The organism is Streptomyces sp. NPDC001153 (genome assembly GCF_053598315.1).
Genome location: NZ_JBSFJZ010000010.1, coordinates 69685 through 95941 on the forward strand (window position 1 = coordinate 69685; position 26257 = coordinate 95941).

At 70.8% G+C, this 26257-nt stretch carries 22 protein-coding genes; 20 read left to right on the plus strand and 2 right to left on the minus strand.

Going from position 1 to position 26257, the window contains the following annotated elements; all coding sequences use genetic code 11:
- Positions 1–142: 142 nt before the first annotated feature.
- The 15 genes from ACWDEN_RS13650 (at position 143) to ACWDEN_RS13720 (ending at position 16903) form a co-directional block, all read left to right on the plus strand.
- Positions 143–2107, plus strand: a complete 1965-nt coding sequence (locus ACWDEN_RS13650) for a peptidoglycan D,D-transpeptidase FtsI family protein (protein WP_450858981.1) — start codon at positions 143–145, stop codon at positions 2105–2107.
- A gap of 163 nt (positions 2108–2270) precedes the next feature.
- Positions 2271–3791: a UDP-N-acetylmuramoyl-L-alanyl-D-glutamate--2,6-diaminopimelate ligase gene (locus ACWDEN_RS13655; RefSeq protein WP_351609879.1), complete on the plus strand. Its 1521-nt coding sequence runs from the start codon at positions 2271–2273 to the stop codon at positions 3789–3791.
- 28 nt (positions 3792–3819) lie between these two features.
- On the plus strand, positions 3820–5226 hold the full coding sequence (locus ACWDEN_RS13660) for a UDP-N-acetylmuramoyl-tripeptide--D-alanyl-D-alanine ligase (RefSeq protein WP_351609876.1): 1407 nt from the start codon (positions 3820–3822) through the stop codon (positions 5224–5226).
- On the plus strand, positions 5223–6296 hold the full coding sequence (gene mraY, locus ACWDEN_RS13665; RefSeq protein WP_351609873.1) for a phospho-N-acetylmuramoyl-pentapeptide-transferase: 1074 nt from the start codon (positions 5223–5225) through the stop codon (positions 6294–6296). The genes ACWDEN_RS13660 and mraY overlap by 4 nt, the downstream gene beginning before the upstream one ends.
- Positions 6278–7714, plus strand: coding sequence for a UDP-N-acetylmuramoyl-L-alanine--D-glutamate ligase (murD, locus tag ACWDEN_RS13670; RefSeq protein WP_450858984.1), 1437 nt, complete (start codon positions 6278–6280; stop codon positions 7712–7714). The genes mraY and murD overlap by 19 nt, the downstream gene beginning before the upstream one ends.
- 68 nt (positions 7715–7782) lie before the next feature.
- Positions 7783–9147, plus strand: coding sequence for a putative lipid II flippase FtsW (gene ftsW / locus ACWDEN_RS13675; RefSeq protein WP_351609868.1), 1365 nt, complete (start codon positions 7783–7785; stop codon positions 9145–9147).
- A 6-nt stretch (positions 9148–9153) separates the two neighbouring features.
- Complete coding sequence (gene murG / locus ACWDEN_RS13680) at positions 9154–10242, plus strand: undecaprenyldiphospho-muramoylpentapeptide beta-N-acetylglucosaminyltransferase (protein ID WP_351609865.1); 1089 nt, start codon at positions 9154–9156, stop codon at positions 10240–10242.
- A 26-nt stretch (positions 10243–10268) separates the two neighbouring features.
- Entirely contained in the window at positions 10269–11063 is a 795-nt protein-coding gene (locus ACWDEN_RS13685) for a cell division protein FtsQ/DivIB (RefSeq protein WP_450858987.1), read from the plus strand.
- Positions 11064–11342: 279 nt separating this feature from the next.
- Entirely contained in the window at positions 11343–12554 is a 1212-nt protein-coding gene (gene ftsZ / locus ACWDEN_RS13690; protein ID WP_351609859.1) for a cell division protein FtsZ, read from the plus strand.
- Positions 12551–13279 carry a peptidoglycan editing factor PgeF gene (gene pgeF / locus ACWDEN_RS13695; RefSeq protein WP_450858989.1) on the plus strand — a complete coding sequence of 243 codons (729 nt, stop codon included), beginning with the start codon at positions 12551–12553 and terminating at the stop codon, positions 13277–13279. Before ftsZ ends, pgeF begins: the two co-directional genes overlap by 4 nt.
- Positions 13280–13285: 6 nt before the next feature.
- Positions 13286–14005: a YggS family pyridoxal phosphate-dependent enzyme gene (locus ACWDEN_RS13700; RefSeq protein WP_351609854.1), complete on the plus strand. Its 720-nt coding sequence runs from the start codon at positions 13286–13288 to the stop codon at positions 14003–14005.
- A gap of 129 nt (positions 14006–14134) precedes the next feature.
- Entirely contained in the window at positions 14135–14776 is a 642-nt protein-coding gene (locus ACWDEN_RS13705; RefSeq protein ID WP_351609851.1) for a cell division protein SepF, read from the plus strand.
- Positions 14777–14837: 61 nt separating this feature from the next.
- Positions 14838–15125 carry a YggT family protein gene (locus ACWDEN_RS13710; protein ID WP_076090190.1) on the plus strand — a complete coding sequence of 96 codons (288 nt, stop codon included), beginning with the start codon at positions 14838–14840 and terminating at the stop codon, positions 15123–15125.
- Positions 15126–15180: 55 nt separating this feature from the next.
- The gene (locus ACWDEN_RS13715; RefSeq protein WP_351609849.1) at positions 15181–16377 is read left to right on the plus strand and encodes a DivIVA domain-containing protein; all 1197 of its coding nucleotides are present in this window, start codon (positions 15181–15183) and stop codon (positions 16375–16377) included.
- A gap of 133 nt (positions 16378–16510) precedes the next feature.
- Positions 16511–16903, plus strand: coding sequence for a hypothetical protein (locus ACWDEN_RS13720; RefSeq protein WP_450858992.1), 393 nt, complete (start codon positions 16511–16513; stop codon positions 16901–16903).
- Positions 16904–16966: 63 nt separating this feature from the next.
- Here ACWDEN_RS13720 and ileS read toward each other — a convergent pair whose 3' ends face one another.
- On the minus strand, positions 16967–20143 hold the full coding sequence (gene ileS, locus ACWDEN_RS13725; protein WP_450858994.1) for an isoleucine--tRNA ligase: 3177 nt from the start codon (positions 20141–20143) through the stop codon (positions 16967–16969).
- 621 nt (positions 20144–20764) lie between these two features.
- Here ileS and ACWDEN_RS13730 point away from each other — a divergent pair.
- From ACWDEN_RS13730 to ACWDEN_RS13750, 5 genes are all read left to right on the plus strand, one after another.
- Positions 20765–21937 (plus strand): TraR/DksA C4-type zinc finger protein, encoded by a 1173-nt coding sequence (locus ACWDEN_RS13730; RefSeq protein WP_450858996.1) that lies wholly within the window; start codon positions 20765–20767, stop codon positions 21935–21937.
- A gap of 59 nt (positions 21938–21996) precedes the next feature.
- A complete protein-coding gene (gene lspA / locus ACWDEN_RS13735) occupies positions 21997–22638 on the plus strand; it encodes a signal peptidase II (RefSeq protein ID WP_351616688.1) in 642 nt (213 codons plus the stop codon).
- Between the two features lie 73 nt (positions 22639–22711).
- Positions 22712–23656, plus strand: coding sequence for an RluA family pseudouridine synthase (locus tag ACWDEN_RS13740; RefSeq protein ID WP_351616691.1), 945 nt, complete (start codon positions 22712–22714; stop codon positions 23654–23656).
- On the plus strand, positions 23653–24120 hold the full coding sequence (locus tag ACWDEN_RS13745) for a GNAT family N-acetyltransferase (RefSeq protein ID WP_351616694.1): 468 nt from the start codon (positions 23653–23655) through the stop codon (positions 24118–24120). Before ACWDEN_RS13740 ends, ACWDEN_RS13745 begins: the two co-directional genes overlap by 4 nt.
- A gap of 254 nt (positions 24121–24374) precedes the next feature.
- Positions 24375–25115: an SDR family NAD(P)-dependent oxidoreductase gene (locus ACWDEN_RS13750; RefSeq protein ID WP_351616697.1), complete on the plus strand. Its 741-nt coding sequence runs from the start codon at positions 24375–24377 to the stop codon at positions 25113–25115.
- Here ACWDEN_RS13750 and ACWDEN_RS13755 read toward each other — a convergent pair.
- A complete protein-coding gene (locus tag ACWDEN_RS13755; RefSeq protein ID WP_351616699.1) occupies positions 25087–26160 on the minus strand; it encodes a mechanosensitive ion channel family protein in 1074 nt (357 codons plus the stop codon). The two genes, ACWDEN_RS13750 and ACWDEN_RS13755, sit on opposite strands and share 29 nt — an antisense overlap.
- Between the last annotated feature and the right edge of the window lie 97 nt (positions 26161–26257).

Consider the following 26257-nt stretch of genomic DNA (forward strand, 5'->3'; position numbering starts at 1 on the left):
GGCGCCGGTCCTGGTGTGCCGTCGGTGCGGTCCAGCCGGCGCTGTGCTGCCGTCCGGCCCCGGTCGCCGCCCCGGAAGGTGTCGTGGCGCGGCTTTCGATGTCCCAGCCCATTCCCACCCCGACCCCTGGCAGGTGACGCAAGTGTCCGACAGGGAACCGCCGCGCCGTCGTGTGGCCGGGCCGGCCAGGCCGCCGCGGCCGAGGAGTGCCGTGCGGCGGCAGCCCGTGCCCGGTGCGCGTCCGGCGCGACGGCCGAGCGGTGCTCTGCCGCCGGCCCAGCGCCCGCTCCGGCTCGGCAGCCCCCGGCCCCGGCTGCGCCTGGTCAGCCTGACGCTGACCCTGGTCCTGATCGCCTTCGTCGTACGGCTGCTCCAGGTGCAGGCCGTCGACGCCGGCGCGTACGCCGCGCAGGCCGAACAGAACAGGTATGTCGTGCACACGCTGGCCGCCGACCGCGGCGGGATCACCGACCGCAACGGCGTGGCCCTCGCCATCAGCGAGGACGCGTACGACATCACGGCCGATCCGACGATGTTCAGCAGGCAGCAGCTGAAGATCGGCGACGGCCCGGAGCAGGCCGCCGCGCTGCTCGCGCCGATCCTCGGGCAGAGCCAGGCCGACCTCGTGAGGAAGCTGCGGCCCCGGAACATGAACTCCCGGTACGCCCGGCTCGCCACCCGGCAGACCCCGCAGGTCTGGAAGCAGATCAAGGACCTGAAGAGCGCGCTCGCCAAGAAGGCGGAGAAGGACGGCAACACCGTCAACGTGCTCGCCGGCGTCTTCGCCGACCCGAGCAGCCAGCGGGTGTACCCCAACGGCGACCTCGCCGCCGCGATACTGGGCTGGGTCAACGCCGACGGCCAGGGCGGCGGCGGCATCGAACAGGAGCTGAACAAGCAGCTCACCGGGAAGGACGGCAAGATCCGGTACGCCCAGTCCGGGGGGCGTGAGGTGCCCACGGCCGGGTCGACGGAGACGCCCGCCGTGCCCGGTTCCGACGTCGAGCTGACCATCGACCGCGACATCCAGTGGGCCGCGCAGAACGCCATCACCGAGCAGGTGGCGAAGTCCAGGGCCGACCGCGGCTATGTCGTCGTCCAGGACACCCGCACCGGGCAGATCCTGGCCATGGCCAACTCGCCCGGGTTCGACCCCAACGACCTGTCGAAGGCCGACGGCGAGGCCCTGGGCAACGCGGCCCTCCAGGACGCCTACGAGCCCGGCTCCACCGCCAAGCTGATGTCCATGGCGGCCGTGCTCCAGGAGAACGCGGCGACCCCGCTCACCCACGTCGTCGTACCCAACCGGCTGCACCGCGGCGACCGGCTCTTCCAGGACGACGTCGACCACGACACCTGGTATCTCACGCTGAACGGCGTCCTCGCCAAGTCCAGCAACATCGGCACCATCCTCGCCACCGGCCAGCTCGGCAGGACGCAGTCCGAGGCCGACAGGGTGCTCTACTCGTACCTGCGCAAGTTCGGCATCGGCAGCTACACCGGACTCGGCTTCCCCGGCGAGACCCCCGGCATCCTCGCGCCGTACCAGAAGTGGTCCACCTCGCAGCAGTACACGATTCCTTTCGGCCAGGGTTTCTCCATCAACGCCGTACAGGCCGCCTCCGTGTACTCGACCATCGCCAACGGCGGGGTCCGGATCGAGCCGACCCTGGTGCGCGGCACCAAGGGGCCCGACGGGCGCTTCACACCCGCGCACAAGCCCAGGCAGACCCGGGTCGTCAGCGAGAAGACGGCCAGGGCCCTCGCGCAGATGCTGGAGTCCGTGGTGGACGACGAGCAGGGCACCGGCATCAAGGCCCGCATCCCCGGCTACAACGTCGCCGGCAAGACCGGCACGGCCAACCGCGTGGATCCGGCCACCGGCAGGTACCGCGGCTACACCTCGTCGTTCGCCGGGTTCGCGCCCGCCGACAACCCCCGCATCACCGTCTACTGCGCCATCCAGAACGCCACCTCCGGCAGCTACTTCGGCGGCCAGATCTGCGGTCCCATCTACAAGCAGGTGATGGAGTTCGCCCTGAAGACCCTCCAGGTCCCGCCGACCGGTGCGCCGGCCGCGAACCTGCCCGTCGACTACAAGCCCTGATCAGCACCGGAACACCAGGAACCAACTCGTGACAACGATCACCCCCGACGCCGGGAACCAAGGGGCCGAGAACCCCTCACTTCGCTCCGGAGCGGGTACGCCCGGTACGCTCACCGCCGTGCCACACGCTGATCAGTCCCAAACCACCCAGAAGGGCGCTTCCGTGACATACCCGGGACCGCCGCGACCGGTTCAGGTCTCCGCCACACCCCTCGCGGAACTGGCCGATCAGCTGGGTGCCGCCGCTCCGGACGCCGCCGCCGAGGTCACGGGGATCACCCACGACTCGCGCGCCGTCCGCCCCGGCGACCTGTACGCCGCCCTCCCGGGCGCCCGCCTGCACGGCGCCGACTTCGTCACCCAGGCCGCCGGCCTCGGCGCGGTCGCCGTGCTCACCGACCCGACGGGCGCCGGGCGCGCCGCCGCGACCGGACTGCCGGTCCTCGTCGTGGACGACCCGCGCGGACGGATGGGCGAGCTGGCGGCGACGATCTACGGCCACCCCGGCCGCGACCTGCTCCAGATCGGCATCACCGGCACCTCCGGCAAGACCACCACCGCCTATCTGGTCGAGGGCGGGCTCAGGACCGCGAAGTCCACGGGCCTCGTCGGCACCGTCGAGATGCGCATCGGCGACGAGCGCATCAAGTCCGAGCGCACCACCCCCGAGGCCACCGACCTGCAGGCCCTGTTCGCCGTCATGCGCGAGCGCGGCGTCGAGGCGGTCGCCATGGAGGTCTCCAGCCACGCCCTGGTCCTCGGCCGGGTCGACGCCTGTGTCTTCGACATCGCCGTGTTCACCAACCTCAGCCCGGAACACATGGAGTTCCACTCCGACATGGAGGACTACTTCCGGGCCAAGGCGCAGCTGTTCACGCCGGAGCGCAGCAGACTCGGTGTGATCAACGCCGACGACGCGTACGGCCGCCGGCTCGCCGAGGAGGCCACGGTCCCGGTCGTCACCTTCTCCGCCGAGGGCCACCCCGACGCCGACTGGCGTGCCGAGGACGTCCAGGTCGGCCCCATGGACTCGACGTTCACCGTCGTGGGCCCGAAGGGTGAGCGCGTACACGCCAAGTCTCCGATCGCCGGTCCCTTCAACGTGGCGAACACCCTCGCCGCCGTCGTCGCCCTCGCCGCCGCCGGTCTCGACCCGCAGACCGCCGCCGACGGCATCGCCGCCGTCCCGGGCGTCCCCGGCCGCCTGGAGCGCGTGGACGCCGGGCAGCCCTACCTCGCGGTCGTCGACTACGCCCACAAGACCGACGCCGTCGAGTCCGTGCTCAAGGCGCTGCGCAAGGTCACCAAGGGCCGCCTGCACATCGTCCTCGGCTGCGGCGGTGACCGCGACCAGACCAAGCGCGCCCCGATGGGCGCCGCCGCGGCCCGGCTCGCTGACACGGCCGTACTGACCTCCGACAACCCCCGCTCCGAGGACCCCCTCGCGATCCTCGCGACCATGCTCCAGGGCGCCGCCTCCGTGCCCGCGCACGAGCGGGGCGAGGTGCTCCTGTTCGAGGACCGGGCCGCCGCGATCGCCGCCGTCGTGGGCCGCGCCCAGGCCGGCGACACCGTGCTGGTCGCGGGCAAGGGGCACGAGCAGGGCCAGGACATCGCCGGCGTGATCCGTCCCTTCGACGACCGCCAGGTGCTCCGCGAAGCCATCCAGAAAACCCAGGGATGAAAATCCAGAAGACCCAGGGGATGAACTTGTGATCGCCCTCTCCCTCGCCGAGATCGCAGCAGTCGTCGGCGGGCAGACGCACGACATACCGGATCCGTCCGCCGAGGTCACGGGACCGGTCGTCCGGGACTCCCGCGAGGTGGTGCCGGGCAGCCTGTTCGCCGCCTTCGTCGGCGAGCGCGTGGACGGCCACGACTACGCACCGCAGGTGATCGAGGCGGGCGCGGTCGCCGTACTGGCCTCGCGCCCGGTCGGCGTGCCCGCGATCGTCGTCGACGACGTCCAGACCGCGCTCGGCGCCCTCGCCCGGCACGTCGTACGCCGGCTCGGCGCGACCCTCGTCGCCCTGACCGGCTCGGCGGGCAAGACCAGCACCAAGGACCTGATCGCGCAGGTGCTCCGGCGCAAGGCGCCGACCGTGTTCACGCCCGGCTCGCTCAACAACGAGATCGGGCTGCCGCTGACCGCCCTGTCCGCCACCGAGGAGACGCGGTTCCTCGTGCTGGAGATGGGCGCGCGCGGCATCGGGCACATCCGCTACCTCACCGGCCTCACGCCCCCGAAGATCGGCCTGGTCCTCAACGTCGGCACCGCCCACATCGGCGAGTTCGGCGGCCGGGAGCAGATCGCACAGGCCAAGGGCGAGCTCGTCGAGGGCCTTCCGGAGGACGGCGCCGCGATCCTCAACGCCGACGACCCGCTGGTGCGCGCCATGGCCGCCCGTACCAAGGCGAAGGTGGTCCTTTTCGGAGAGTCGGCCGAAGCGGACGTACGCGCCGAGAACGTGCGACTCACGGACAGCGGACAGCCTTCCTTCAGGCTTCTCACACCCTCCGGTGCAAGCGATGTGACCATGCGCCTGTACGGTGAGCACCACGTGTCGAACGCGCTCGCCGCGGCCGCCGTCGCCCATGAGCTGGGCATGTCCGCGGAAGAGATCGCCACCGCGCTCTCCGAGGCGGGCTCCCTCTCCCGCTGGCGGATGGAGGTCACCGAGCGCCCGGACGGCGTGACCATCGTCAACGACGCCTACAACGCCAACCCCGAGTCCATGCGGGCCGCCCTTCGGGCGCTCGCGGCCATGGGCAAGGGGCGCCGCACGTGGGCGGTGCTCGGCAAGATGGCCGAGCTGGGGGACGAGGCGCTCGCCGAGCACGACGCCGTCGGACGGCTCGCCGTCCGGCTCAACGTCAGCAAGCTCGTCGCCGTCGGGGGGATTGAGGCCTCCTGGCTGCAACTGGGCGCATATAACGAGGGTTCGTGGGGTGAGGAGTCGGTGCACGTGTCCGACGCACAGGCGGCGATCGACCTGTTGCGCAGCGAGTTGCGCCCGGGGGACGTCGTGCTCGTGAAGGCGTCCCGTTCGGTGGGTCTGGAGAGCGTTGCCCAGGCGCTCGTCGAGACCGGTGCCGAGGGCGAGGTTGTCGCCCGATGATGAAGCAGATCCTGTTCTCAGGAGTCATTGGCCTCTTCCTGACGCTGATCGGCACCCCGCTGCTGATCAAGCTCCTCGCCCGCAAGGGCTATGGCCAGTACATCCGTGACGACGGTCCGCGCGAGCACGCCAGCAAGCGCGGTACGCCGACGATGGGCGGTATCGCCTTCATCCTGGCGACGATCGCGGCGTACTTCCTGAGCAAGCTCATCACCGGTTACCCGCCCACCTACTCCGGGCTGCTGGTCCTCGGCCTGATGTTCGGCATGGGCCTGGTCGGCTTCCTCGACGACTACATCAAGATCGTCAAGCGGCGTTCGCTGGGTCTGCGGGCCAAGGCGAAGATGGCCGGCCAGCTGATCGTCGGCATCGCCTTCGCGGTGCTGTCCCTGATGTTCGCCGACGCCCGCGGCAACACCCCGGCCTCCACCAAGCTGTCCTTCATCACCGACTTCGGCTGGACGATCGGCCCGGTGCTGTTCGTCGTCTGGGCGCTGTTCATGATCCTCGCGATGTCGAACGGCGTGAACCTCACCGACGGTCTGGACGGTCTGGCCACCGGCGCCTCCGTGCTGGTCTTCGGCGCCTACACGTTCATCGGCGTGTGGCAGTTCCAGGAGTCCTGCGCCAACGCGCAGACCCTGACCAACCCGGCCGCCTGCTACGAGGTGCGCGACCCGCTCGACCTCGCGGTGATCGCCTCCGCGCTGATGGGCGCCTGCCTGGGCTTCCTGTGGTGGAACACCTCGCCGGCGAAGATCTTCATGGGCGACACCGGTTCGCTCGCCCTCGGCGGTGTCCTCACCGGCCTGGCCATCCTCTCCCGCACGGAGCTGCTGCTGGCCATCATGGGCGGCCTGTTCGTCCTGATCACCATGTCGGTCGTCATCCAGGTCGGCTCCTTCCGGCTCACCGGCAAGCGCGTCTTCCGGATGGCGCCACTCCAGCACCACTTCGAACTCAAGGGCTGGTCCGAGGTCCTGGTGGTGGTCCGATTCTGGATCATCCAGGGAATCTGTGTGATTGTCGGACTGGGCCTCTTCTATGCAGGATGGGCAGCGGAAAAGTGACCTCCACCTCGGAGCCCCACGACTTCCAGGGCAAGCACGTCACCGTCGCAGGGCTCGGTGTCTCCGGCGTCCCGGCGGCCAAGGTGCTGCACGCGCGCGGGGCGAGCGTCACGGTCGTCAACGACGGCGACGACGCACGCGCGCGTGAGCAGGCCGCCGAACTGGAGGCGCTCGGCATCACCGTGCGCCTCGGCGACGGGGCGACCCTGCCCGAGGGCACCGAGCTGATCGTCACCGCGCCGGGCTGGAAGCCCGACAAGCCCCTGTTCACCGCGGCCGCCGAAGCGGGCGTGCCGGTCTGGGGCGACGTCGAGCTGGCCTGGCGCCTGCGCGGCCCCGACGCCGCCCCGTGGCTGGCCGTCACGGGCACCAACGGCAAGACCACGACCGTGCAGATGCTCGCGTCCATCCTGAGGGCCGCGGGCCTGCGCACGGCCGCCGTGGGCAACATCGGCGTCTCGCTGCTGGACGCCGTCCTCGGCGAGGAGACCTACGACGTCCTCGCGGTGGAGCTCTCCAGCTACCAGCTGCACTGGGCGCCCTCGCTGCGCGCCCACTCGGCCGCCGTCCTCAACCTCGCCCCCGACCACCTCGACTGGCACGGCTCCATGGAGGCGTACGCCAGGGACAAGGGCCGTATCTACGAAGGCAATCGGATCGCCTGCGTCTACAACGTGGCCGACAAGCTCACCGAGGAGCTGGTGCGCGAGGCCGACGTCGAGGAGGGCTGCCGGGCCATCGGCTTCACCCTCGGCAGCCCCGCGCCCTCCCAACTCGGCGTCGTGAACGGCATCCTGGTCGACCGCGCCTTCGTCGAGAACCGGCAGAAGAACGCCCAGGAGCTGGCCGAGGTCTCCGACATCGATCCGCCGGCCCCGCACAACATCGCCAACGCCCTTGCCGCGGCGGCCCTCGCGCGCGCCTACGGGGTGCCCGCCCAGGCCGTACGGGACGGCCTCAGGGCCTTCCGCCCGGACGCGCACCGCATCGAGCACGTCGCCGACCTCGACGGCGTCGCGTACGTGGACGACTCCAAGGCGACCAACACCCATGCCGCGGAGGCCTCGTTGGCGGCATATGAGTCGATTGTATGGATTGCGGGTGGTCTGGCGAAGGGTGCGACCTTCGGGGAACTGGTCGCCAAGTCGGCAAAGCGACTTCGCGGTGCCGTCCTGATCGGCGCCGACCGGGCGCTGATCCGCGACGCCCTCGCGCGACACGCCCCGGAAGTACCCGTGGTCGACCTCGACCGGACCGACACTGGGGCGATGCTCCAGGCGGTGACGGAGGCGAGGCGGCTCGCTCAGCCCGGTGACACGGTGCTGCTGGCCCCGGCCTGCGCCTCCATGGACATGTTCACCAACTACAACCAGCGCGGTGACGCGTTCGCGGCGGCGGTCCGCGAACTCGAAGCCTGACCCCGGCCGCCCGCCGGGCGGATCTTGGGAGGGACGCGTGGGACGGTCGACGTTCAGTGGAGGCGCCGATGCCCAGTAGCCGTACCGGAAAGCCGCCCGTGCAGGGGGCGTCCCGGCGTCCGCGTCCCGCCGTCTCCCGGCCCACGGGCGAGAGTCCCGTGCAACGGCTCTACGGGCGGGCACGCAAGGCCTGGGACCGGCCGCTGACCGCCTACTACCTGATCCTCGGCGGCAGCGTGCTGATCATCGTGCTGGGCCTGGTGATGGTCTACTCGGCCTCCCAGATCACCGCACTGCAGATGTCGCTGCCGGGGTCGTACTTCTTCCGCAAGCAGCTGCTGGCCGCCGTGCTGGGCGGCGTACTGCTGTTCACGGCCTCCCGCATGCCGGTGAAACTGCACCGGGCGCTCGCCTATCCGATCCTGGCCGCCGCCGTCTTCCTGATGGCCCTGGTGCAGGTGCCCGGGATAGGGATGACGGTCAACGGCAACCAGAACTGGATCTCCCTCGGCGGCTCCTTCCAGGCCCAGCCCAGCGAGTTCGGCAAGCTCGCCCTGGTGCTGTGGGGCGCGGACCTGATCGCCCGCAAGCAGGAGAAGAGGCTGCTGACCCAGTGGAAGCACATGCTGGTGCCGCTGGTGCCGGTCACCTTCCTGCTGCTCGGTCTGATCATGCTCGGCGGCGACATGGGTACGACGATCATCCTCACCGCGATCCTGTTCGGCCTGCTGTGGCTCGCGGGGGCGCCCACCCGGCTGTTCGCGGGGGTGCTGACGATCGCGACCCTGATCGGCGGCGTCCTCATCAAGACCAGCCCCCACCGCCTCGCCCGCCTCAACTGCATCGCCGCCACCGACTCCGGCCCGAACGACATGTGCTGGCAGGCCGTGCACGGCATCTACGCCCTCGCCTCCGGCGGACTTTTTGGTTCCGGTCTCGGTGCGAGTGTGGAAAAATGGGGCCAACTTCCCGAAGCCCACACCGACTTCATCTTCGCGGTCACCGGTGAGGAACTGGGCCTGGCGGGGACGCTGTCGGTGCTCGCCCTGTTCGCGGCTCTAGGCTATGCGGGTATCCGCGTGGCCGGACGCACGGAGGACCCCTTCGTGAGGTACGCCGCGGGAGGCGTGACCACCTGGATCACCGCCCAGGCGGTGATCAACATCGGTGCGGTGCTCGGTCTGCTGCCGATCGCCGGCGTCCCCCTCCCGCTGTTCTCCTACGGAGGGTCCGCCCTGCTGCCGACCATGTTCGCCATCGGGCTGCTGATCGCCTTCGCACGCGACGAGCCCGCTGCGCGGGCGGCGCTTGCGATGCGGCAACCTCGCTTTGGTAGAAAGCGGGCGGGAGGCTCCGGCGGTGAGCGGGGGCCTCGGAGATGGAACACGATGCGACGGCGTGCCTCGGTGGCGCGTTCGTCCGGAGAGCGGTGAATTTCGGTGCATGTCGTACTCGCCGGTGGGGGGACCGCCGGCCACATCGAGCCCGCGCTCGCCCTCGCGGACGCCCTGCGCAGGCAGGACCCGACCGTGGGGATCACGGCCCTGGGCACGGAGCGCGGCCTGGAGACCCGGCTCGTCCCGGAGCGCGGCTACGAGCTGGCGCTGATCCCGGCGGTGCCGCTGCCCCGCAAGCCGACCCCCGAGCTGATCACCGTTCCGGGCCGGCTGCGCGGCACCATCAAGGCCGCCGAACAGATCCTGGAACGCACCAAGGCGGACGTGGTGGTCGGTTTCGGCGGTTATGTCGCCCTGCCCGGCTACCTGGCCGCCAAGCGCCTCGGCGTGCCCATCGTGATCCACGAGGCCAACGCCCGCCCGGGCCTGGCCAACAAGATCGGCTCGCGGTACGCGGCCCGGGTCGCCGTCTCCACGCCCGACAGCAAGCTGCGCGACGCCCGCTACATCGGCATCCCGCTGCGCCGCTCCATCGCCACCCTGGACCGTGCGGCCGTCCGCCCCGAGGCGCGCCACCGCTTCGGCCTCGACCCGAACCTGCCCACGCTGCTCGTCTCCGGCGGCTCCCAGGGCGCCCGCCGCCTCAACGAGGTCGTCCAGCAGGTCGCCCCGTGGCTGCAGCAGGCCGGCATCCAGATCCTGCACGCGGTCGGCCCGAAGAACGAACTGCCGCAGGTGCACCAGATGCCGGGGATGCCCCCCTACATCCCGGTAAGTTACCTGGACCGGATGGACCTCGCGTATGCCGCGGCGGACATGATGCTCTGCCGCGCGGGCGCGATGACCGTCGCCGAACTCTCCGCCGTCGGACTCCCGGCCGCCTATGTCCCGCTGCCCATCGGCAACGGCGAACAGCGGCTCAACGCCCAGCCGGTGGTGAAGGCCGGCGGCGGCCTCCTCGTCGACGACGCGGAACTCACGCCCGAGTGGGTGCAGCAGAACGTCCTGCCCGTGCTCGCCGATCCGCACCGGCTGTACGAGATGTCCCGCGCGGCAAGCGAGTTCGGCCGCCGGGACGCCGACGACCTGCTCGTCGGCATGGTGTACGAGGCGATCGCCTCGCGCCGTTAGGACCGTATGACGAAAGGGCAGTGAGCGTGGCCGGACCCTCCACCGCCGAGCGCGGTGAACGCCAGCAGGAGTCGTCCGGCCCGCCGCTCGTCCGCAGGCTCAAAAAGCCGCGCCTTCGTACGATCGTCATCCTGGCCGCACTCGCCGTGCTCCTCGGGGCCGGTGGCACCTGGGTGTTGTACGGATCGACATGGGTGTGCGTCGAGCACGTCTCGGTGTCCGGCACGCGCGTGCTGACCCCCGCCGAGGTGCTGGACGCGGCGGCCGTACCGGTCGGGGCGCCGATGATTTCCGTCGACACGGACGGCATCGAAGCCCGACTCCGCCGGAAACTGCCCCGAATTGACACGGTTGACGTGGTCCGTGCCTGGCCCCATGGAATCGGCCTGAAAGTGACCGAGCGCACTCCGGTTCTGCTGAGCCGAAAGGGACGGGACTTCGTCGAAATCGACCACGAAGGTGTCCGGTTCGCCACGGTTTCGCAGGCGCCGAATGGCGTTCCGGCACTGGAATTGTCCCTCTCCCGCACCGGTTCCGCCGCCGCGAGCTTCCGGCGCTTCGGCACCGACCGGCTGGTGCGGGAGGCGGTCCGGGTCGCGGGCGATCTGCCGGCCGCCGTGGCTGCGGACACCCGGTCCGTCCAAGTCCGTTCCTACGACGCCATCTCGCTGGAGTTGGCCGACGGCCGCACGGTCGCGTGGGGCAGCAGCGAGAACGGCCGGGCCAAGGCACGGACCCTCGCAGCTCTCATGAAAGCAGCTCCCGGCGCGCGGCACTTCGACGTCAGCGTTCCCACCGCCCCTGCGTCATCGGGGAGTTGACGCACATCAGCGCAGGCCAGCACCCTGGTTGGGCACTGCTATGGCTGATCACATAGGGTGAAAAGAAAAACGGGAGGTTCGGCGTGTTCGTTGAACGGGCGCCACTTGTCGACTTAGTGTCCTGTTCAGAAGACTCCAGGGAACAGACACACTGGTAACCCTAAACTTCAGGGTTAGGGTTCGGGTCGGCGTTACGGACCGTCCCATTCGGCATCCGTCGTCCCGGCGCGGGGCACCGCCCGGCGGCGACAACGTAATTCGAGGCGAGAGGCCTTCGACGTGGCAGCACCGCAGAACTACCTCGCAGTCATCAAGGTCATCGGTGTCGGCGGCGGTGGTGTCAATGCCATCAACCGGATGATCGAGGTCGGTCTCAAGGGTGTCGAGTTCATCGCCATCAACACCGACGCACAGGCGCTGTTGATGAGCGACGCCGACGTCAAGCTCGACGTCGGCCGCGAACTCACCCGCGGACTCGGCGCCGGAGCCAACCCGGCCGTCGGCCGCAAGGCCGCCGAGGACCACCGCGAGGAGATCGAGGAGGTCCTCAAGGGGGCCGACATGGTCTTCGTGACGGCCGGTGAAGGCGGCGGCACCGGCACCGGCGGCGCGCCCGTCGTGGCCAACATCGCGCGCTCGCTGGGCGCCCTGACCATCGGCGTGGTGACGCGCCCGTTCACCTTCGAGGGACGGCGCCGCGCGAACCAGGCCGAGGACGGCATCGCCGAGCTGCGCGAAGAGGTCGACACCCTCATCGTCATCCCCAACGACCGGCTGCTGTCCATCTCGGACCGCCAGGTCTCGGTCCTGGACGCCTTCAAGTCCGCCGACCAGGTCCTGCTCTCCGGTGTCCAGGGCATCACCGACCTCATCACCACGCCCGGCCTGATCAACCTCGACTTCGCCGATGTGAAGTCGGTCATGTCCGAGGCCGGTTCGGCCCTCATGGGCATCGGCTCGGCCCGCGGCGACGACCGCGCGGTGGCCGCGGCCGAGATGGCCATCTCCTCGCCGCTGCTGGAGGCGTCCATCGACGGCGCCCGAGGCGTGCTGCTCTCCATCTCCGGCGGCTCCGACCTCGGTCTGTTCGAGATCAACGAGGCCGCCCAGCTGGTCAGCGAGGCCGCCCACCCCGAGGCCAACATCATCTTCGGCGCGGTCATCGACGACGCCCTCGGCGACGAGGTCCGGGTCACCGTGATCGCGGCCGGCTTCGACGGCGGCCAGCCCCCGGCCCGCCGGGACAACGTCCTCGGCTCGGCCTCGGCTTCGGCGGGCTCCCGCCGCGACGAGCCCGGTCCGGCCCGGCCGAGCGAGCCCAGCCGTCCGTCCTTCGGCTCGCTGGGCAGCGTCAAGCCCAAGGAGGAGCCGGAGCCGGCGCCCGAGCCGGTGGCCGACATCCCGGCCGCCCCGCCGGTGACGCCGGCGCCCCGCCCCTCCTACGCGGACAGCGCGGCCGAGGAGCTGGATGTGCCGGACTTCCTCAAGTGATAGGAACGCGCGAGCGCGTGAGCGGCGCGCACTTCGCCTTCACCGACCGGTGGGGCGGGGTGAGCGCCGCTCCGTATGAGGAGCTGAACCTCGGCGGCGCGGTGGGCGACGACCCGGAGGCCGTACGGGCCAACCGGGACATCGCGGCCAAGTCGCTCGGCCTCGACCCGGGCCGGGTCGTCTGGATGAACCAGGTGCACGGCGCCGACGTGGCCGTGGTGGACGAGCCCTGGGGAGAGAGCCCGGTGCCGGAGGTCGACGCGATCGTCACCGCCCGCCGCGGACTCGCCCTCGCCGTCCTCACCGCCGACTGCGTGCCGGTGCTGCTCGCCGATCCCGTCGCCGGGGTCGTGGCGGCGGCGCACGCGGGCCGGCCCGGCATGGTCAAGGGCGTCGTCCCCGCCGCCGTACGGGCCATGGTCGGACTCGGCGCCGAGCCGGGCCGGATCGCCGCCCGCACCGGACCGGCCGTGTGCGGGCGGTGCTACGAGGTGCCGGAGGCGATGCGCGCCGAGGTGGCGGCCGTCGAACCGGCGGCGCACGCTGGGACGAGCTGGGGCACGCCGGCGGTCGACGTGAGCGCCGGGGTGCACGCACAGCTCGACCGGCTCGGGGTGTGCGACCGGGCGCAGTCGCCGGAGTGCACGCTGGAGTCGGGCGACCACTTCTCGTACCGCCGAGACCGCACCACCGGGCGGCTCGCGGGCTATGTCTGGCTGGACTGATGGGGCATGACGGACCGTAAGACCGAACTCGCCGGAAACCTGGCGAAAGTGGAGGAGCGCATCACCGCCGCGTGTGTGGCGGCAGGGCGCAAGCGGGAGGAGGTGACCCTGATCGTGGTCACCAAGACCTACCCGGCGAGCGATGTGCGGATCCTGTCGGAACTCGGTGTGCGCCATGTCGCCGAGAACCGTGACCAGGACGCGGCACCGAAGGCTGCGGCATGTGCGGATCTGCCGCTCAAATGGCACTTTGTCGGTCAGTTGCAGACCAACAAGGTCCGTTCCGTGGTCGGTTACGCGGATGTCGTGCAGTCCGTGGATCGCCCCAGGCTCGTCACGGCTCTGTCGAAGGAGGCCGTGCGGGCGGGGCGCGAGGTGGGCTGCCTCGTCCAGGTGGCCCTGGACGCGGGGGAGAGCGGCCGGGGCGAGCGCGGAGGCGTGGGCCCGGGCGGAATCGAAGAGTTGGCCGACCTCATCGGCGAGGCTCCGGGACTGCGGCTCGACGGGCTGATGACCGTCGCTCCGCTCACCGGGGAGTACGCGGGACGCGAACAGGCGGCGTTTGAACGGCTCATGGATTTGTCGACTGACCTGCGCCGAGCCCATCCGGCTGCAACCATGGTGTCAGCAGGGATGAGTGCGGACCTCGAACAGGCCGTGGCCGCCGGGGCGACACATGTGCGCGTCGGCACTGCGGTACTCGGAGTCCGCCCTAGGCTCGGGTAACGTCGCCAAGAAGTCGGACCACAGCAGAAAATATGGTCAATGCCTGTTCAAAGCGGGCGCAACGACCTCGTGGATCGCGGGCACTTGGCAGTCGTCAGCCGATCCACCACAGAGCGGAGGACTCAGAGCATGGCCGGCGCGATGCGCAAGATGGCGGTCTACCTCGGCCTCGTGGAGGACGATGGGTACGACGGCCGCGGATTCGACCCCGACGACGACTTCGAGCCCGAGTTGGACCCGGAACCCGAGCGGGATCACCGAAGGCACGAATCTTCACACCAGTCGCACAGCGCACATCAGTCCCAAAGGGACGAAGAGGTGCGAATCGTGCAACCGCCCGCGCCGCGCGAGCCGGTGGTCCGTTCGGCTGCGCTCGCCGCGGAATCCGGACGTCCGGCGCGGATCGCGCCCGTGGCATCCATCACACAAGAACGTCAGTCCCTCGAGAAGAACGCACCGGTGATCATGCCCAAGGTTGTGTCCGAGCGAGAGCCTTACCGGATCACCACGCTTCACCCCCGGACCTACAACGAGGCCCGTACCATCGGGGAACACTTCCGTGAGGGCACCCCGGTGATCATGAATCTGACTGAGATGGATGACACAGACGCAAAGCGACTTGTCGACTTTGCGGCCGGTTTGGTGTTTGGTCTTCACGGCAGCATCGAGCGGGTGACGCAGAAGGTGTTCCTGTTGTCTCCTGCTAACGTCGATGTCACGGCGGAGGACAAGGCCCGCATCGCAGAGGGCGGGTTCTTCAACCAGAGCTGAGACGCAACAACCGGATCGAGGCTCGGAAGAGCACGGAACAGGGGAGAGGGAAGCGCAGGCCATGAGCGTGTTCGTCACGGTGGTCCACACCGCGCTGCTGGTGTTCCTCGTCGTGCTCATCTTCCGGCTGGTCATGGATTACGTGTTCCAGTTCGCCCGCTCGTGGCAACCCGGCAAGGCGATGGTGGTCGTACTGGAGGCCACCTACACTGTCACCGATCCACCGCTGAAGCTTCTGCGGCGGTTCATCCCGCCGCTGCGTCTCGGGGGCGTGGCGCTCGACCTGTCCTTCTTCGTACTGATGATCATCGTCTACATCCTCCTCTCCATCACGGGGAGCTTCATGTGATGAGGGTGGACGATACGGTCTTGCCGACTGCCGATGACTACGTTGAGGTGAAGAGATGCCGTTGACCCCCGAGGACGTGCGGAACAAGCAGTTCACGACCGTCCGCCTCCGAGAAGGCTATGACGAGGACGAGGTCGATGCCTTCCTCGACGAGGTCGAAGCCGAACTGACCCGTCTGCTCCGCGAGAACGAGGACCTGCGCGCCAAGCTGGCCGCGGCGACCCGTGCGGCCGCGCAGAACCAGCAGAACATGCGCAAGGGCCCGCCGGAGCAGGACCAGCAGCCGCACCCGCAGCAGCAGGGCATGCGAGGTCCCGGCGCGCCGGTGCCCGCCGGCATATCGGGCCCGCCGCAGCAGCAGATGGGCGGCCCCATGGGTGGCCCGCCCCAGCTGCCGAGCGGCGCCCCGCAGCTGCCCGCCGGTCCCGGCGGCCAGGGCGGCCCGCAGGGTCCCGGTCCGATGGGTCAGGGTCCGATGGGTCAGGGTCCGATGGGCCAGGGCCCGATGGGCCAGGGCCCGATGGGCCAGGGCCCGATGGGTCAGGGTCCGATGGGTCAGGGCCCGATGGGCGGCCAGCCGCCCATGCAGCAGATGGGTGGCCCGATGGGCGGCCCCATGGGCGGTCCGATGGGCGGCCCCGGTCAGGGCCCCGGCGGCGACAGCGCCGCCCGAGTCCTCTCGCTGGCCCAGCAGACCGCCGACCAGGCGATCGCCGAGGCCCGCTCCGAGGCCAACAAGATCGTCGGCGAGGCCCGCAGCCGCGCCGAGGGTCTGGAGCGTGACGCCCGAGCCAAGGCCGACGCCCTGGAGCGGGACGCGCAGGAGAAGCACCGCGTCGCGATGGGCTCCCTGGAGTCCGCCCGCGCCACGCTGGAGCGCAAGGTCGAGGACCTGCGCGGCTTCGAGCGCGAGTACCGCACGCGCCTGAAGTCGTACCTCGAGTCCCAGCTGCGCCAGCTGGAGACCCAGGCCGACGACTCCCTGGCCCCGCCGCGCACCCCCGCCACCGCGTCCCTGCCGCCGTCCCCGGCGCCCTCCATGGCCCCGGCCGGCGCGAGCGCCCCGTCCTACGGCGGCAACCAGACGATGGGCGGCAACCCCGGTCCGTCCGCCCCGTCGTACGGCGGCCAGCAGCAGATGACCCCGGCCATGACCCAGCCGATGGCCCCGGTCCGCCCGCAGGGCCCGTCCCCGATGGGTCAGGCACCCTCGCCGATGCGCGGGTTCCTGATCGACGAGGACGACAACTGAGCACCGGGCACTAGTACGACAACGGCGTCGGCAGCGCTCAACAGGGCGGGCCCCCGGGACTTCGGTCCCGGGGGCCCGCCCTGTTCACGCGGGTTGACGGAGGTGTCAGCGGCGGGTTGTAGCGTGCCGGGCCATGGAGGAGCAGACGTACTACGGCTTCGAGCGCGCGGACGCCGAGACGCTGCACCGCCGGCACGTGTGGGCGGGCGAGGTGCGGACGCAGCTCGCGGCGGCGGGGCTGCCGGTGGAGGCGGAGCGCATGGACGCGGCGGTGAGCGGCGGCGTCGAGGTGACCGTCGATCCCGGAGCCGACGAGGCGGGCGGCGTGTACGTCGGCCGGCACCCGGCGCCCGTGCTTACGTCGGCCGGCACCCGGCGCCCGTGCTGCGGACGGCCTCGATGCGGACCGCGCACCGGCAGGACGCCCAGGACCTGGCGCCCCCCACAGGAGCCGCTGCTGCAGCGGCTCCTGTGGGGGGGCGCCGGGTCCTGCTCTGCACGGGCGAGGGCGTTGGCCCCCACCTGAACCCATGAGGAAGGGCCCGGCCTCCGCACTGGAGACCGGGCCCTTCCTCACACCACTGGGCGCTTACGCCTTCCGCAGCCGGAACGTGAGAGACAGCCCCTCGTCGGTGAACGGCTCACCGAAGCCGTCGTCGCCCTCACCCTGCCGGAAGTCGGTGGCCAGAACCTCGTCGGCGATCAACTCACTGTGCTCGGCCAGCGCAGCGACCACCGCGGGGTCCGTCGACACCCAGCGCAGAGCGATCCGGTCGGCCACGTCCAGACCGCTGTTCTTGCGGGCCTCCTGGATCAGCCGGATCGCGTCACGGGCCAGGCCCGCCTGCCGAAGCTCCTCGGTGATCTCCAGGTCCAGCGCCACCGTGGCACCGGAGTCGGAGGCCACCGACCAGCCCTCGCGCGGGGTCTCGGTGATGATCACCTCGTCGGGAGCGAGGGTCACCGTCTCGCCGTCGACCTCCACCGAGGCCGTGCCCTCACGCAGCGCGAGGGACAGCCCGGCCGCGTCGGCGGCGGCGATCGCCTTGGCCACGTCCTGCACCCGCTTGCCGAACCGCTTGCCCAGCGCGCGGAAGTTGGCCTTGGCGGTGGTGTCCACCAGGCTGCCGCCGACCTCGGACAGCGACGCCAGCGAGGAGACGTTCAGCTCCTCGGTGATCTGGGTGTGCAGCTCGGGATCCAGGGACTCGAAGCCGGTCGCCGCGATCAGCGCGCGGGACAGCGGCTGGCGCGTCTTGACGCCCGACTCCGCACGCGTGGCCCGGCCCAGCTCCACCAGTCGGCGGACCAGGACCATCTGCCTCGACAGCTCCGGGTCGATGGAGGACAGGTCCGCCTCCGGCCAGGGGGCCAGGTGCACGGACTCCGGTGTGCCCGGGGTCACCGGCACGATCAGGTCCTGCCACACCCGCTCGGTGATGAACGGGGTGATCGGCGCCATCAGCTTGGTGACCGTCTCCAGCACCTCGTGCAGCGTGCGCAGCGCGGCCTTGTCGCCCTGCCAGAAGCGGCGGCGCGAGCGGCGGACGTACCAGTTGGACAGGTCGTCGACGAACGCGGACAGCAGCTTGCCGGCGCGCTGGGTGTCGTACGCCTCCAGCGCCTGGGTCACCTGGTCGGTGAGCGCGTGCAGCTCGGACAGCAGCCAGCGGTCCAGCACCGGGCGCTCGGCCGGGGCCGGGTCGGCCGCGCTGGGCGCCCAGTTCGACGTACGGGCGTACAGCGCCTGGAAGGCCACCGTGTTCCAGTACGTCAGCAGGGTCTTGCGGACGACCTCCTGGATGGTGCCGTGGCCGACCCGGCGGGCCGCCCACGGGGAGCCGCCGGCCGCCATGAACCAGCGCACCGCGTCCGCGCCGTGCTGGTCCATGAGCGGGATCGGCTGCAGGATGTTGCCCAGGTGCTTGGACATCTTGCGGCCGTCCTCCGCGAGGATGTGCCCCAGGCAGACGACGTTCTCGTACGACGACTTGTCGAAGACCAGCGTGCCGACGGCCATCAGCGTGTAGAACCAGCCGCGGGTCTGGTCGATCGCCTCGGAGATGAACTGCGCCGGGTAGCGGCTCTCGAACAGCTCCTTGTTCTTGTACGGGTAGCCCCACTGCGCGAACGGCATCGAACCCGAGTCGTACCAGGCGTCGATGACCTCCGGCACGCGTGTGGCGGTCTTGCCGCAGCCGTCGTGACGGCACGCGAAGGCGACCTCGTCGATGTACGGCCGGTGCGGATCGAGGCCGGACTGGTCGGTGCCGGTCAGCTCGGTCAGCTCCGTCCGGGAGCCGACACAGGTGAGGTGGCCTTCCTCACAACGCCAGATCGGCAGCGGGGTGCCCCAGTAGCGGTTGCGGGACAGCGCCCAGTCGATGTTGTTGTTCAGCCAGTCGCCGTACCGGCCGTGCTTGACCGTGTCCGGGAACCAGTTGGTCTTCTCGTTCTCCTGGATGAGGCGGTCCTTGATCGCCGTCGTGCGGATGTACCAGGAGGGCTGCGCGTAGTAGAGCAGCGCGGTGTGGCAGCGCCAGCAGTGCGGGTAGCTGTGCTCGTACGCGACGTGCTTGAAGAGCAGGCCGCGCTGCTGGAGGTCCTCGGTGAGCTTTTCGTCCGCCTTCTTGAAGAAGACGCCGCCGACCAGCGGGACGTCCTCCTCGAAGGTGCCGTCCGGGCGGACCGGGTTCACGACCGGCAGGCCGTACGCGCGGCAGACCTTGAGGTCGTCCTCACCGAAGGCGGGGGACTGGTGGACCAGACCCGTACCGTCCTCGGTCGTCACGTAGTCGGCGTTCACCACGTAGTGGGCCGGCTCCGGACCGTGCCCATGGGTTCCCTCGCTGACGCTCGGGAACTCCACGAGCTCGAAGGGACGTTGGTAGTTCCAGCGCTCCATCTCGGCGCCGGTGAAGGTCTGGCCCGTGCTCTCCCAGCCCTCGCCGAGTGCCTTGGCGAGCAGCGGCTCGGCGACGACGAGCTTCTCCTCGCCGTTGGTCGCGACGAGGTAGGTGACCTCCGGGTGCGCGGCCACGGCCGTGTTGGACACCAGGGTCCAGGGGGTCGTCGTCCACACCAGGAGCGCGGCCTCGCCCGCGAGCGGACCGGAGGTGAGCGGGAAACGGACGTACACGGAGGGGTCCACGACCGTCTCGTAGCCCTGTGCCAGCTCGTGGTCGGACAGGCCGGTACCGCAGCGCGGGCACCAGGGCGCGACCCGGTGGTCCTGGACGAGGAGGCCCTTGGTGAAGATCTCCTTCAGCGACCACCAGACCGACTCCACGTACTCGGGGTCCATGGTCCGGTAGGCGTCGTCCAGGTCGACCCAGTAGCCCATGCGGGTCGTCAGCTCGGCGAAGGCGTCGGTGTGCCGGGTCACGGACTCGCGGCACTTGGCGTTGAACTCGGCGATGCCGTACGCCTCGATGTCCTGCTTGCCGGAGAAGCCCAGCTCCTTCTCGACGGCCAGCTCGACGGGCAGGCCGTGGCAGTCCCAGCCGGCCTTGCGGGCCACGTGGTAGCCGCGCATGGTGCGGAAGCGCGGGAAGACGTCCTTGAAGACGCGCGCCTCGATGTGGTGGGCGCCGGGCATGCCGTTGGCGGTGGGCGGGCCTTCGTAGAACACCCATTCCGGGCGGCCCTCGGACTGCTCCAGGCTCTTGGCGAAGATCTTCTGCTCGCGCCAGAAGTCGAGCACGGCGTGCTCAAGAGCGGGCAGGTCGACCTGTGCGGGCACCTGGCGGTACGTCGGCGCTGTCATCTGCGAGCATCCTCCAACGGACTTGCTGCCTTCCGTCGGAGGGACGAGAGCCTTCGATCCTGCCTACGCCGTGTGCGGCGCGCTCCCGCGGTACCACCCTCCTTGGCCCTCCGCCGCGCCGTACGCGCCGGTGAGCCCCCTCATTGGGGTCGCGAAGCCGGTTCTACTCGCCCCGGCCTGCTGGCTGCGGCTTTCTTCCGGCGGCTCCGGGGTGATCTTCACGTCGCGCTCGCCCCCGGGCTCACACCGTCCCCGGGTCGCTCTGGGCTGCGTACGCCGCTACTCGTCCCCATCCACGCTTTTCGCTCCGCCCAGTGTACGGCGCCGCGCGGACAGCGGCCGACCGGTTTCCCGTGCGGCCCGTTCTGCGTCCGGTGCGCCCGCCGGCCGCGTGACGGTCCGGGATGACCCGAATGGCCAGCAGGCGGGCGCCGGGGTCCGTGCGGGCGGGGCCCGGCGGATTACCCGGCGGGGAGCTGGGCACAACGGATGCAGGCCCGCTGCGCGGGGGGTGCGGGCGGGCGAATCAGGCGGTGTGCCCCGTTGCCGCGGGACTCAAGTCGATTTATCGTCCCAGCACGATTCGCGAGCAACATCACAATATGTGAAGGGGTCGCGGCCATGGTGGCGAAAAGGACCGCCGTACGGCAGCCGGCGACCGGCCGGAGCGGGGGCGCGGCCGCCGCCGGAGCTGCGGCTGCCTCCGACGGCGAGGCCAAGGGAGTGGGCAGGAGGGCTGCCGGGACAGGGGGCGCGGAGCCGGCCGCGAGGAACACGGCGATGAGAGAGCCGACCGCGAAGGAGCTCGCCACGAAGGAACCCGCCGGCACGAAGACGGCCGGGAAGGAGCCGGCCGCCGGGAGGACGGCTGCCAGGAGGACGGTCGCCGAGAAGGCGGCTGCCAAGAAGTCCGCGGCCAAGGGGACGGCTGCCAAGAAGGCGGTGGTGAAGGAAGAAACCGCGTCGAAGAAGGCCGTCACCAGGAAGACGGCCGGTGCGGCCAAGAAGGCGGCCGGTGAGGAGCGTGCCGCCAAGGAGAAGCCGCCCGGGAAAGCCGCCGCCAAGAAGGCGTCGGCCGGAAAGGCGGGCGCCGGTGACGTGGCCGAGGCGGCCCCGGAGCGGGCGGTGGCCGAGAAGACCGGCGGAAAGCAGCCGGCGGCGAAGGGAGCGGCGCGGGAGTCGGCCGTCAAGAAGGCGTCGGCCAGGAAGGCCGGCGGCAGGAAGGCGGCCGAGGAGGCCGTCTCCACGGAGGCGGCCGGCACGAGCAGGGCCAAGAAGGCGGGCGCGGCGCGGGCCGCGAAGCAGACGGGAGCCACGACAGTGGTTGCGAAGAAGACTCCTGGCACGGCCACGGCGGACACCGCCGTTCCCAAGGCGCGGGTCGCCGCGGCGGAGCCCGGCGAACTGGCGGTGCGCCCCGGCGAGGACCCCTGGACCCCGGAAGAGGTCGCCGAGGCCCGTGCCGAGCTGCTGTCCGAGGTGGAGCGGCTGCGTGCCGAGATCAGCTCCTCCGAGGCGTCCCTCGCGGGCCTGATGCGGGACTCCGGGGACGGCGCGGGAGACGACCAGGCCGACACCGGTACCAAGAACATCACGCGCGAGCACGAGCTGGCGCTCGCCGCCAACGCGCGCGAGATGCTGGTCCAGAACGAGCACGCCCTGGAGCGGCTGGACTCGGGCACCTACGGCCTGTGCGAGAACTGCGGCAACCCCATCGGCAAGGCCCGGATGCAGGCCTTCCCCCGGGCCACGCTGTGTGTCGAGTGCAAGCAGAAGCAGGAACGCCGCTCCTGAATGTGCGTGACCGTGCCGTAGTCTCGTCCTCAGTCAGGCACCTAGGTTGAGGGACTCACGTGGCAGAGGCGGAGCGCATCATCGGTACGCCGGACACCCCGGACGACGGCGGCGAGCGGGCGGCGGCCGGAGCGCCCGCCGGTTCCGGCGCGTCCACCCCGGCCGCCGCGTCCGGCGCGGGCGAGCAGCAGTCCCCGGCCCAGGCCCGGGGCCCTCGCGGGCGCCGGATCGCCCTGCTGTTCGCGGTGGCCGTCTTCGCGTACTCCCTCGATCTGGTCAGCAAGCTGCTGGTGGTCGCCAAGCTGGAGGGCCACGAGCCGATCAGGCTCGTCGGGGACTGGCTGGAGCTGAACGCCACCCGCAACCCGGGCGCGGCCTTCGGCTTCGGGGCGGCCTTCACGATCATCTTCACCCTGATCGCCGCGGCCGTGATCCTGGTGATCATCCGCCTGGCCCGCAAGCTCTACAGCTACCCCTGGGCCATCGCGCTCGGTCTGCTGCTAGGCGGCGCCCTCGGCAACCTCACCGACCGGATCTTCCGGTCGCCCGGTGTCTTCGAGGGCAAGGTCGTGGACTTCATCGCGCCCAAGGGGTTCGCGGTGTTCAACCTGGCCGACTCGGCCATCGTGTGCGGCGGCATCCTGATCGTCCTGCTGTCCTTTAGGGGGCTGGACCCGGACGGCACCGTCCACAAGGACTGAGGCCGGCGTCGTCCACAGGCGGTTTTCCACAGGCTCGTGCGGGCCGGTTCCACTCGTCCGGCATACTCGACGGGTGAGCACGATTCCCGAGATCCGCACCCTGCCCGTGCCCGACGGCCTGGAGGGCGAGCGCGTCGACGCCGCCATCTCCCGCATGTTCGGCTTCTCCCGCACGAAGGCGGCCGAGCTGGCCGCGGCCGGCAAGGTGCAGGTCGACGGCACGGTGGTCGGCAAGTCCGAGCGGGTGAGCGGCGGCGCCTGGCTCGAGGTCGAGATGCCGCAGGCGCCCGCGCCGGTGCAGGTGGTCGCCGAGCCGGTCGAGGGCATGGAGATCGTGCACGACGACGAGGACGTGGTCGTGATCGTCAAGCCGGTCGGTGTGGCCGCGCATCCGTCGCCGGGCTGGAGCGGCCCGACCGTCATCGGCGGTCTCGCCGCCGCCGGATACCGGATCTCCACCTCCGGCGCAGCCGAGCGCCAGGGCATCGTGCACCGCCTGGACGTCGGCACCTCCGGCCTGATGGTGGTCGCCAAGTCGGAGCGGGCGTACACCTCGCTCAAGCGCCAGTTCAAGGAGCGCACGGTCGACAAGCGCTACCACACCCTGGTCCAGGGCCACCCGGACCCGACGAGCGGCACGATCGACGCGCCGATCGGCCGCCATCCGAACCACGACTACAAGTGGGCGGTCACGGCCGACGGCAAGCCCTCCGTCACGCACTACGACCTCATCGAGGCCTTCCGCGCCGCCTCCCTGCTGGACGTGAAGCTGGAGACCGGCCGCACCCACCAGATCCGCGTCCACATGTCCGCCCACCGCCACCCCTGCGTCGGTGACCTCACCTACGGCGCCGACCCGACCCTCGCCAAGCGGCTGCGCCTGACCCGCCAGTGGCTGCACGCCGTGCGCCTCGGCTTCGAGCACCCCGGGGACGGCCAGTGGGCGGAGTTCGAGAGCGCCTATCCCGAGGACCTGCAGAAGGCCCTCGACCAGGTCCGCGAGGAGACGTACGCGTGAGCGCGCCGTACGCCCTCCGGCTCGCCGAGGACGCCGCCGACCGCGAGGCCTGCTTCGCGGTGCGCAAGGAGGTCTTCGTCGTCGAACAGGGCGTCGACGAAACCATCGAGTACGACGCCTACGACGCGGTCGCCGTGCACGTGCTGGCGATCCGCGAGGACGGTGTGCCGCTCGGCACCGGGCGGCTGCTGCACGGCGAGGCCGCGGCCGCGAAGACCGGTGCGGACGTCTCGGTGGGCTCCCTGGGGCGGCTCGCCGTCGTCCGCGAGGCCCGCGGGCTCGGCGTCGGCGTGGCCCTCGTGCGGGCCATCGAGGACGCGGCACGCGCGCGTGGCCTCACCGCGGTGGACCTGCACGCACAGACCCACGCGCTCGGCTTCTACGAGCGGCTCGGCTATGCGGCGTACGGCCCGGAGTTCCCGGACGCCGGCCTACCGCACCGGGCGATGCGCCGCGCCCTGTAGGCCGTCGCGCCGCGCCCCTCGGCGGCGGGCGTCGCCGCCGGTCGGCTGGCAGGCTTGAGCCCTGCCGTGTGACTGGCGCTCCCCGGAGCGCCGGCCGTGTGTCAGTCGGCTCTGCTGTTCGTCCTGCAGTCCGCGGTGATCCTCGTGGCTGCACGGCCGTTGTGGACAGTCGCTGCGCACGAATAGTCGTACAAACATGCCGGACCTGTGGACAAATCCCGGCATCGTCGGCGGTTCGCTCCTACTCTCGGATCATGACTCGCAACATCGTGATCAGTGGTGGCGGTACGGGCATCGGGCTGGCGGCGGCGCAGATGTTCGCGGCGGACGGCGACCGGGTGCTGTTGCTGGGGCGGCGTGCGGAGGTGCTGGAGAAGGCCGCGGTGCCCGGGGCGCTCACCTGTGCGGCAGACCTGTCCGAGCCCGATCAGGTACGGCGGGTGGCCCGGTTCGTCGCCGATGAGCTGGGAACGGTCGACGTCCTCGTGCACGGCGCGGGCGGCGCCGGGCAACTGGAGCCGCCGGCCGGCAGCGACGACCCCCTGGACCGGGTGGCCCACGACTGGACCGTCAACTTCCGGCAGAACGCGCTGACGGCCGCCCTCCTCACCGAGGCGCTGAAGGACCGCCTCGCCGAGCCCGGCGGGCGGGTGCTCTTCATCTCGTCCATCGCCGCGTACCGGGGTTCGGGCAGCGGTGCCTACGCGGCGGCCAAGGCCGGGCTGCATCCCTACGCGCATGACCTGGCCCGGCAGCTGGGACCGCGCGGCATCACCGTGAACGTGGTCGCCCCGGGGTTCGTCGAGGACACCGAGTTCTTCGGGGACACCATGGACGAGGCCCGGCGGGCACGGCTCATCGCCGACACGCTGACCGGCCGCGCCGGGATACCGGGAGACGTGGCCGCGACCCTGCACTGGCTGGCCTCGCCCGGCGCCGGGCATGTCACCTCCCAGGTCATCCAGGTCAACGGCGGTTCGGAGCGCGGACACTGACGGGCTCAGAGGGGGGCCGCACCGCCTCGGCGGTGTTGACGCGGGGCAGCGCGTAGGGGTGCTCCGCCGCCAGCCAGGTGATCATCCGCTCGCGGACCGTGACCCGTATCGTCCAGATGTCGTCGGCGTCCTTCGCGGTCATCAGGGCCCGCACCTGGACGGTGTTCGGGGTGCTGTCCGTCATCACGAGGCCGTAGGCGCGGCCGTCCCAGGCGGGGCTCTCGCGCACGATGTCGCGCAGCTTCTCGCGCATCTCCTCGATGGGCGCGCTGTGGTCGAGGTGCCAGAAGACGGTCCCGGTCATCTGCGGGGTGCCCCGCGACCAGTTCTCGAAGGGTTTGGAGGTGAAGTACGAGACCGGCATGGTGATCCGCCGCTCGTCCCAGGTCCGTACCGTCAGAAAGGTCAGGGTGATCTCCTCGACCGTGCCCCACTCGCCGTCCACGACGACCGTGTCACCGATGCGGACCATGTCGCCGAAGGCGATCTGCAGCCCGGCGAACATGTTGGACAGGGTCGACTGGGCCGCGACACCGGCCACGATGCCGAGGAGGCCGGCCGAGGCCAGCAGCGAGGCGCCGGCCGCGCGCATCGCCGGGAACGTCAGCAGCATGGCGGCGATCGCCACGACGATGACGATCGCGGACACCACCCGCATGATCAGCTCCACCTGGGTACGCACCCTGCGCACCCGGGCCGGATCCCGGTGCGCGCGGGCGTAGCGGCTGTAGGTGGTCTCGACGACCGCCGCGGCGATCCGGATCACCAGCCAGGCGGCGGAGCCGATCAGCACCAGCGTCAGCGCGCGGCCGATGCCGACCTGGTGCCGCTCGAGCAGCTTCGCCTGGTCGTACGACCCGCGGAGCAGGGCGGCGCAGAGCACGAGTTGGTAGGGGATGCGGCCGCGGCGCAGCAGCTCCCACAGCGGCGAGTCGTGGTCGCTTTCGTCGGCCTTGCGCAGGAGCCGGTCGGTGGCCCAGCCGATGGCGAGCGTGAGCAGCACCGAGCCGCCGATCACGATCACAGGGCGGACTAGATTCTCCATGCCTGCGCTCCTAACCGGCGCCCCGCGGACATGAACATGTGAGTTCGGGTGTTTCCCGGGTACGGCGGCTCCGGCGGTGTCGCACCGGCTGGCACCA

Excerpts from the sequence above, each read along its gene's own strand:
- mraY (WP_351609873.1), top strand. The coding sequence starts at position 5,223 with ATGATGAAGCAGATCCTGTTCTCAGGAGTCATTGGCCTCTTCCTGACG.
- murD (WP_450858984.1), top strand. The coding sequence starts at position 6,278 with ATGGGCAGCGGAAAAGTGACCTCCACCTCGGAGCCCCACGACTTCCAG.
- ftsW (WP_351609868.1), top strand. The coding sequence starts at position 7,783 with ATGCCCAGTAGCCGTACCGGAAAGCCGCCCGTGCAGGGGGCGTCCCGG.
- ACWDEN_RS13700 (WP_351609854.1), top strand. The coding sequence starts at position 13,286 with ATGACGGACCGTAAGACCGAACTCGCCGGAAACCTGGCGAAAGTGGAG.
- ACWDEN_RS13705 (WP_351609851.1), top strand. The coding sequence starts at position 14,135 with ATGGCCGGCGCGATGCGCAAGATGGCGGTCTACCTCGGCCTCGTGGAG.
- ACWDEN_RS13710 (WP_076090190.1), top strand. The coding sequence starts at position 14,838 with ATGAGCGTGTTCGTCACGGTGGTCCACACCGCGCTGCTGGTGTTCCTC.
- ACWDEN_RS13715 (WP_351609849.1), top strand. The coding sequence starts at position 15,181 with ATGCCGTTGACCCCCGAGGACGTGCGGAACAAGCAGTTCACGACCGTC.
- ACWDEN_RS13720 (WP_450858992.1), top strand. The coding sequence starts at position 16,511 with ATGGAGGAGCAGACGTACTACGGCTTCGAGCGCGCGGACGCCGAGACG.
- ileS (WP_450858994.1), bottom strand. The coding sequence starts at position 20,143 with ATGACAGCGCCGACGTACCGCCAGGTGCCCGCACAGGTCGACCTGCCC.
- ACWDEN_RS13730 (WP_450858996.1), top strand. The coding sequence starts at position 20,765 with ATGGTGGCGAAAAGGACCGCCGTACGGCAGCCGGCGACCGGCCGGAGC.
- ACWDEN_RS13750 (WP_351616697.1), top strand. The coding sequence starts at position 24,375 with ATGACTCGCAACATCGTGATCAGTGGTGGCGGTACGGGCATCGGGCTG.
- ACWDEN_RS13755 (WP_351616699.1), bottom strand. The coding sequence starts at position 26,160 with ATGGAGAATCTAGTCCGCCCTGTGATCGTGATCGGCGGCTCGGTGCTG.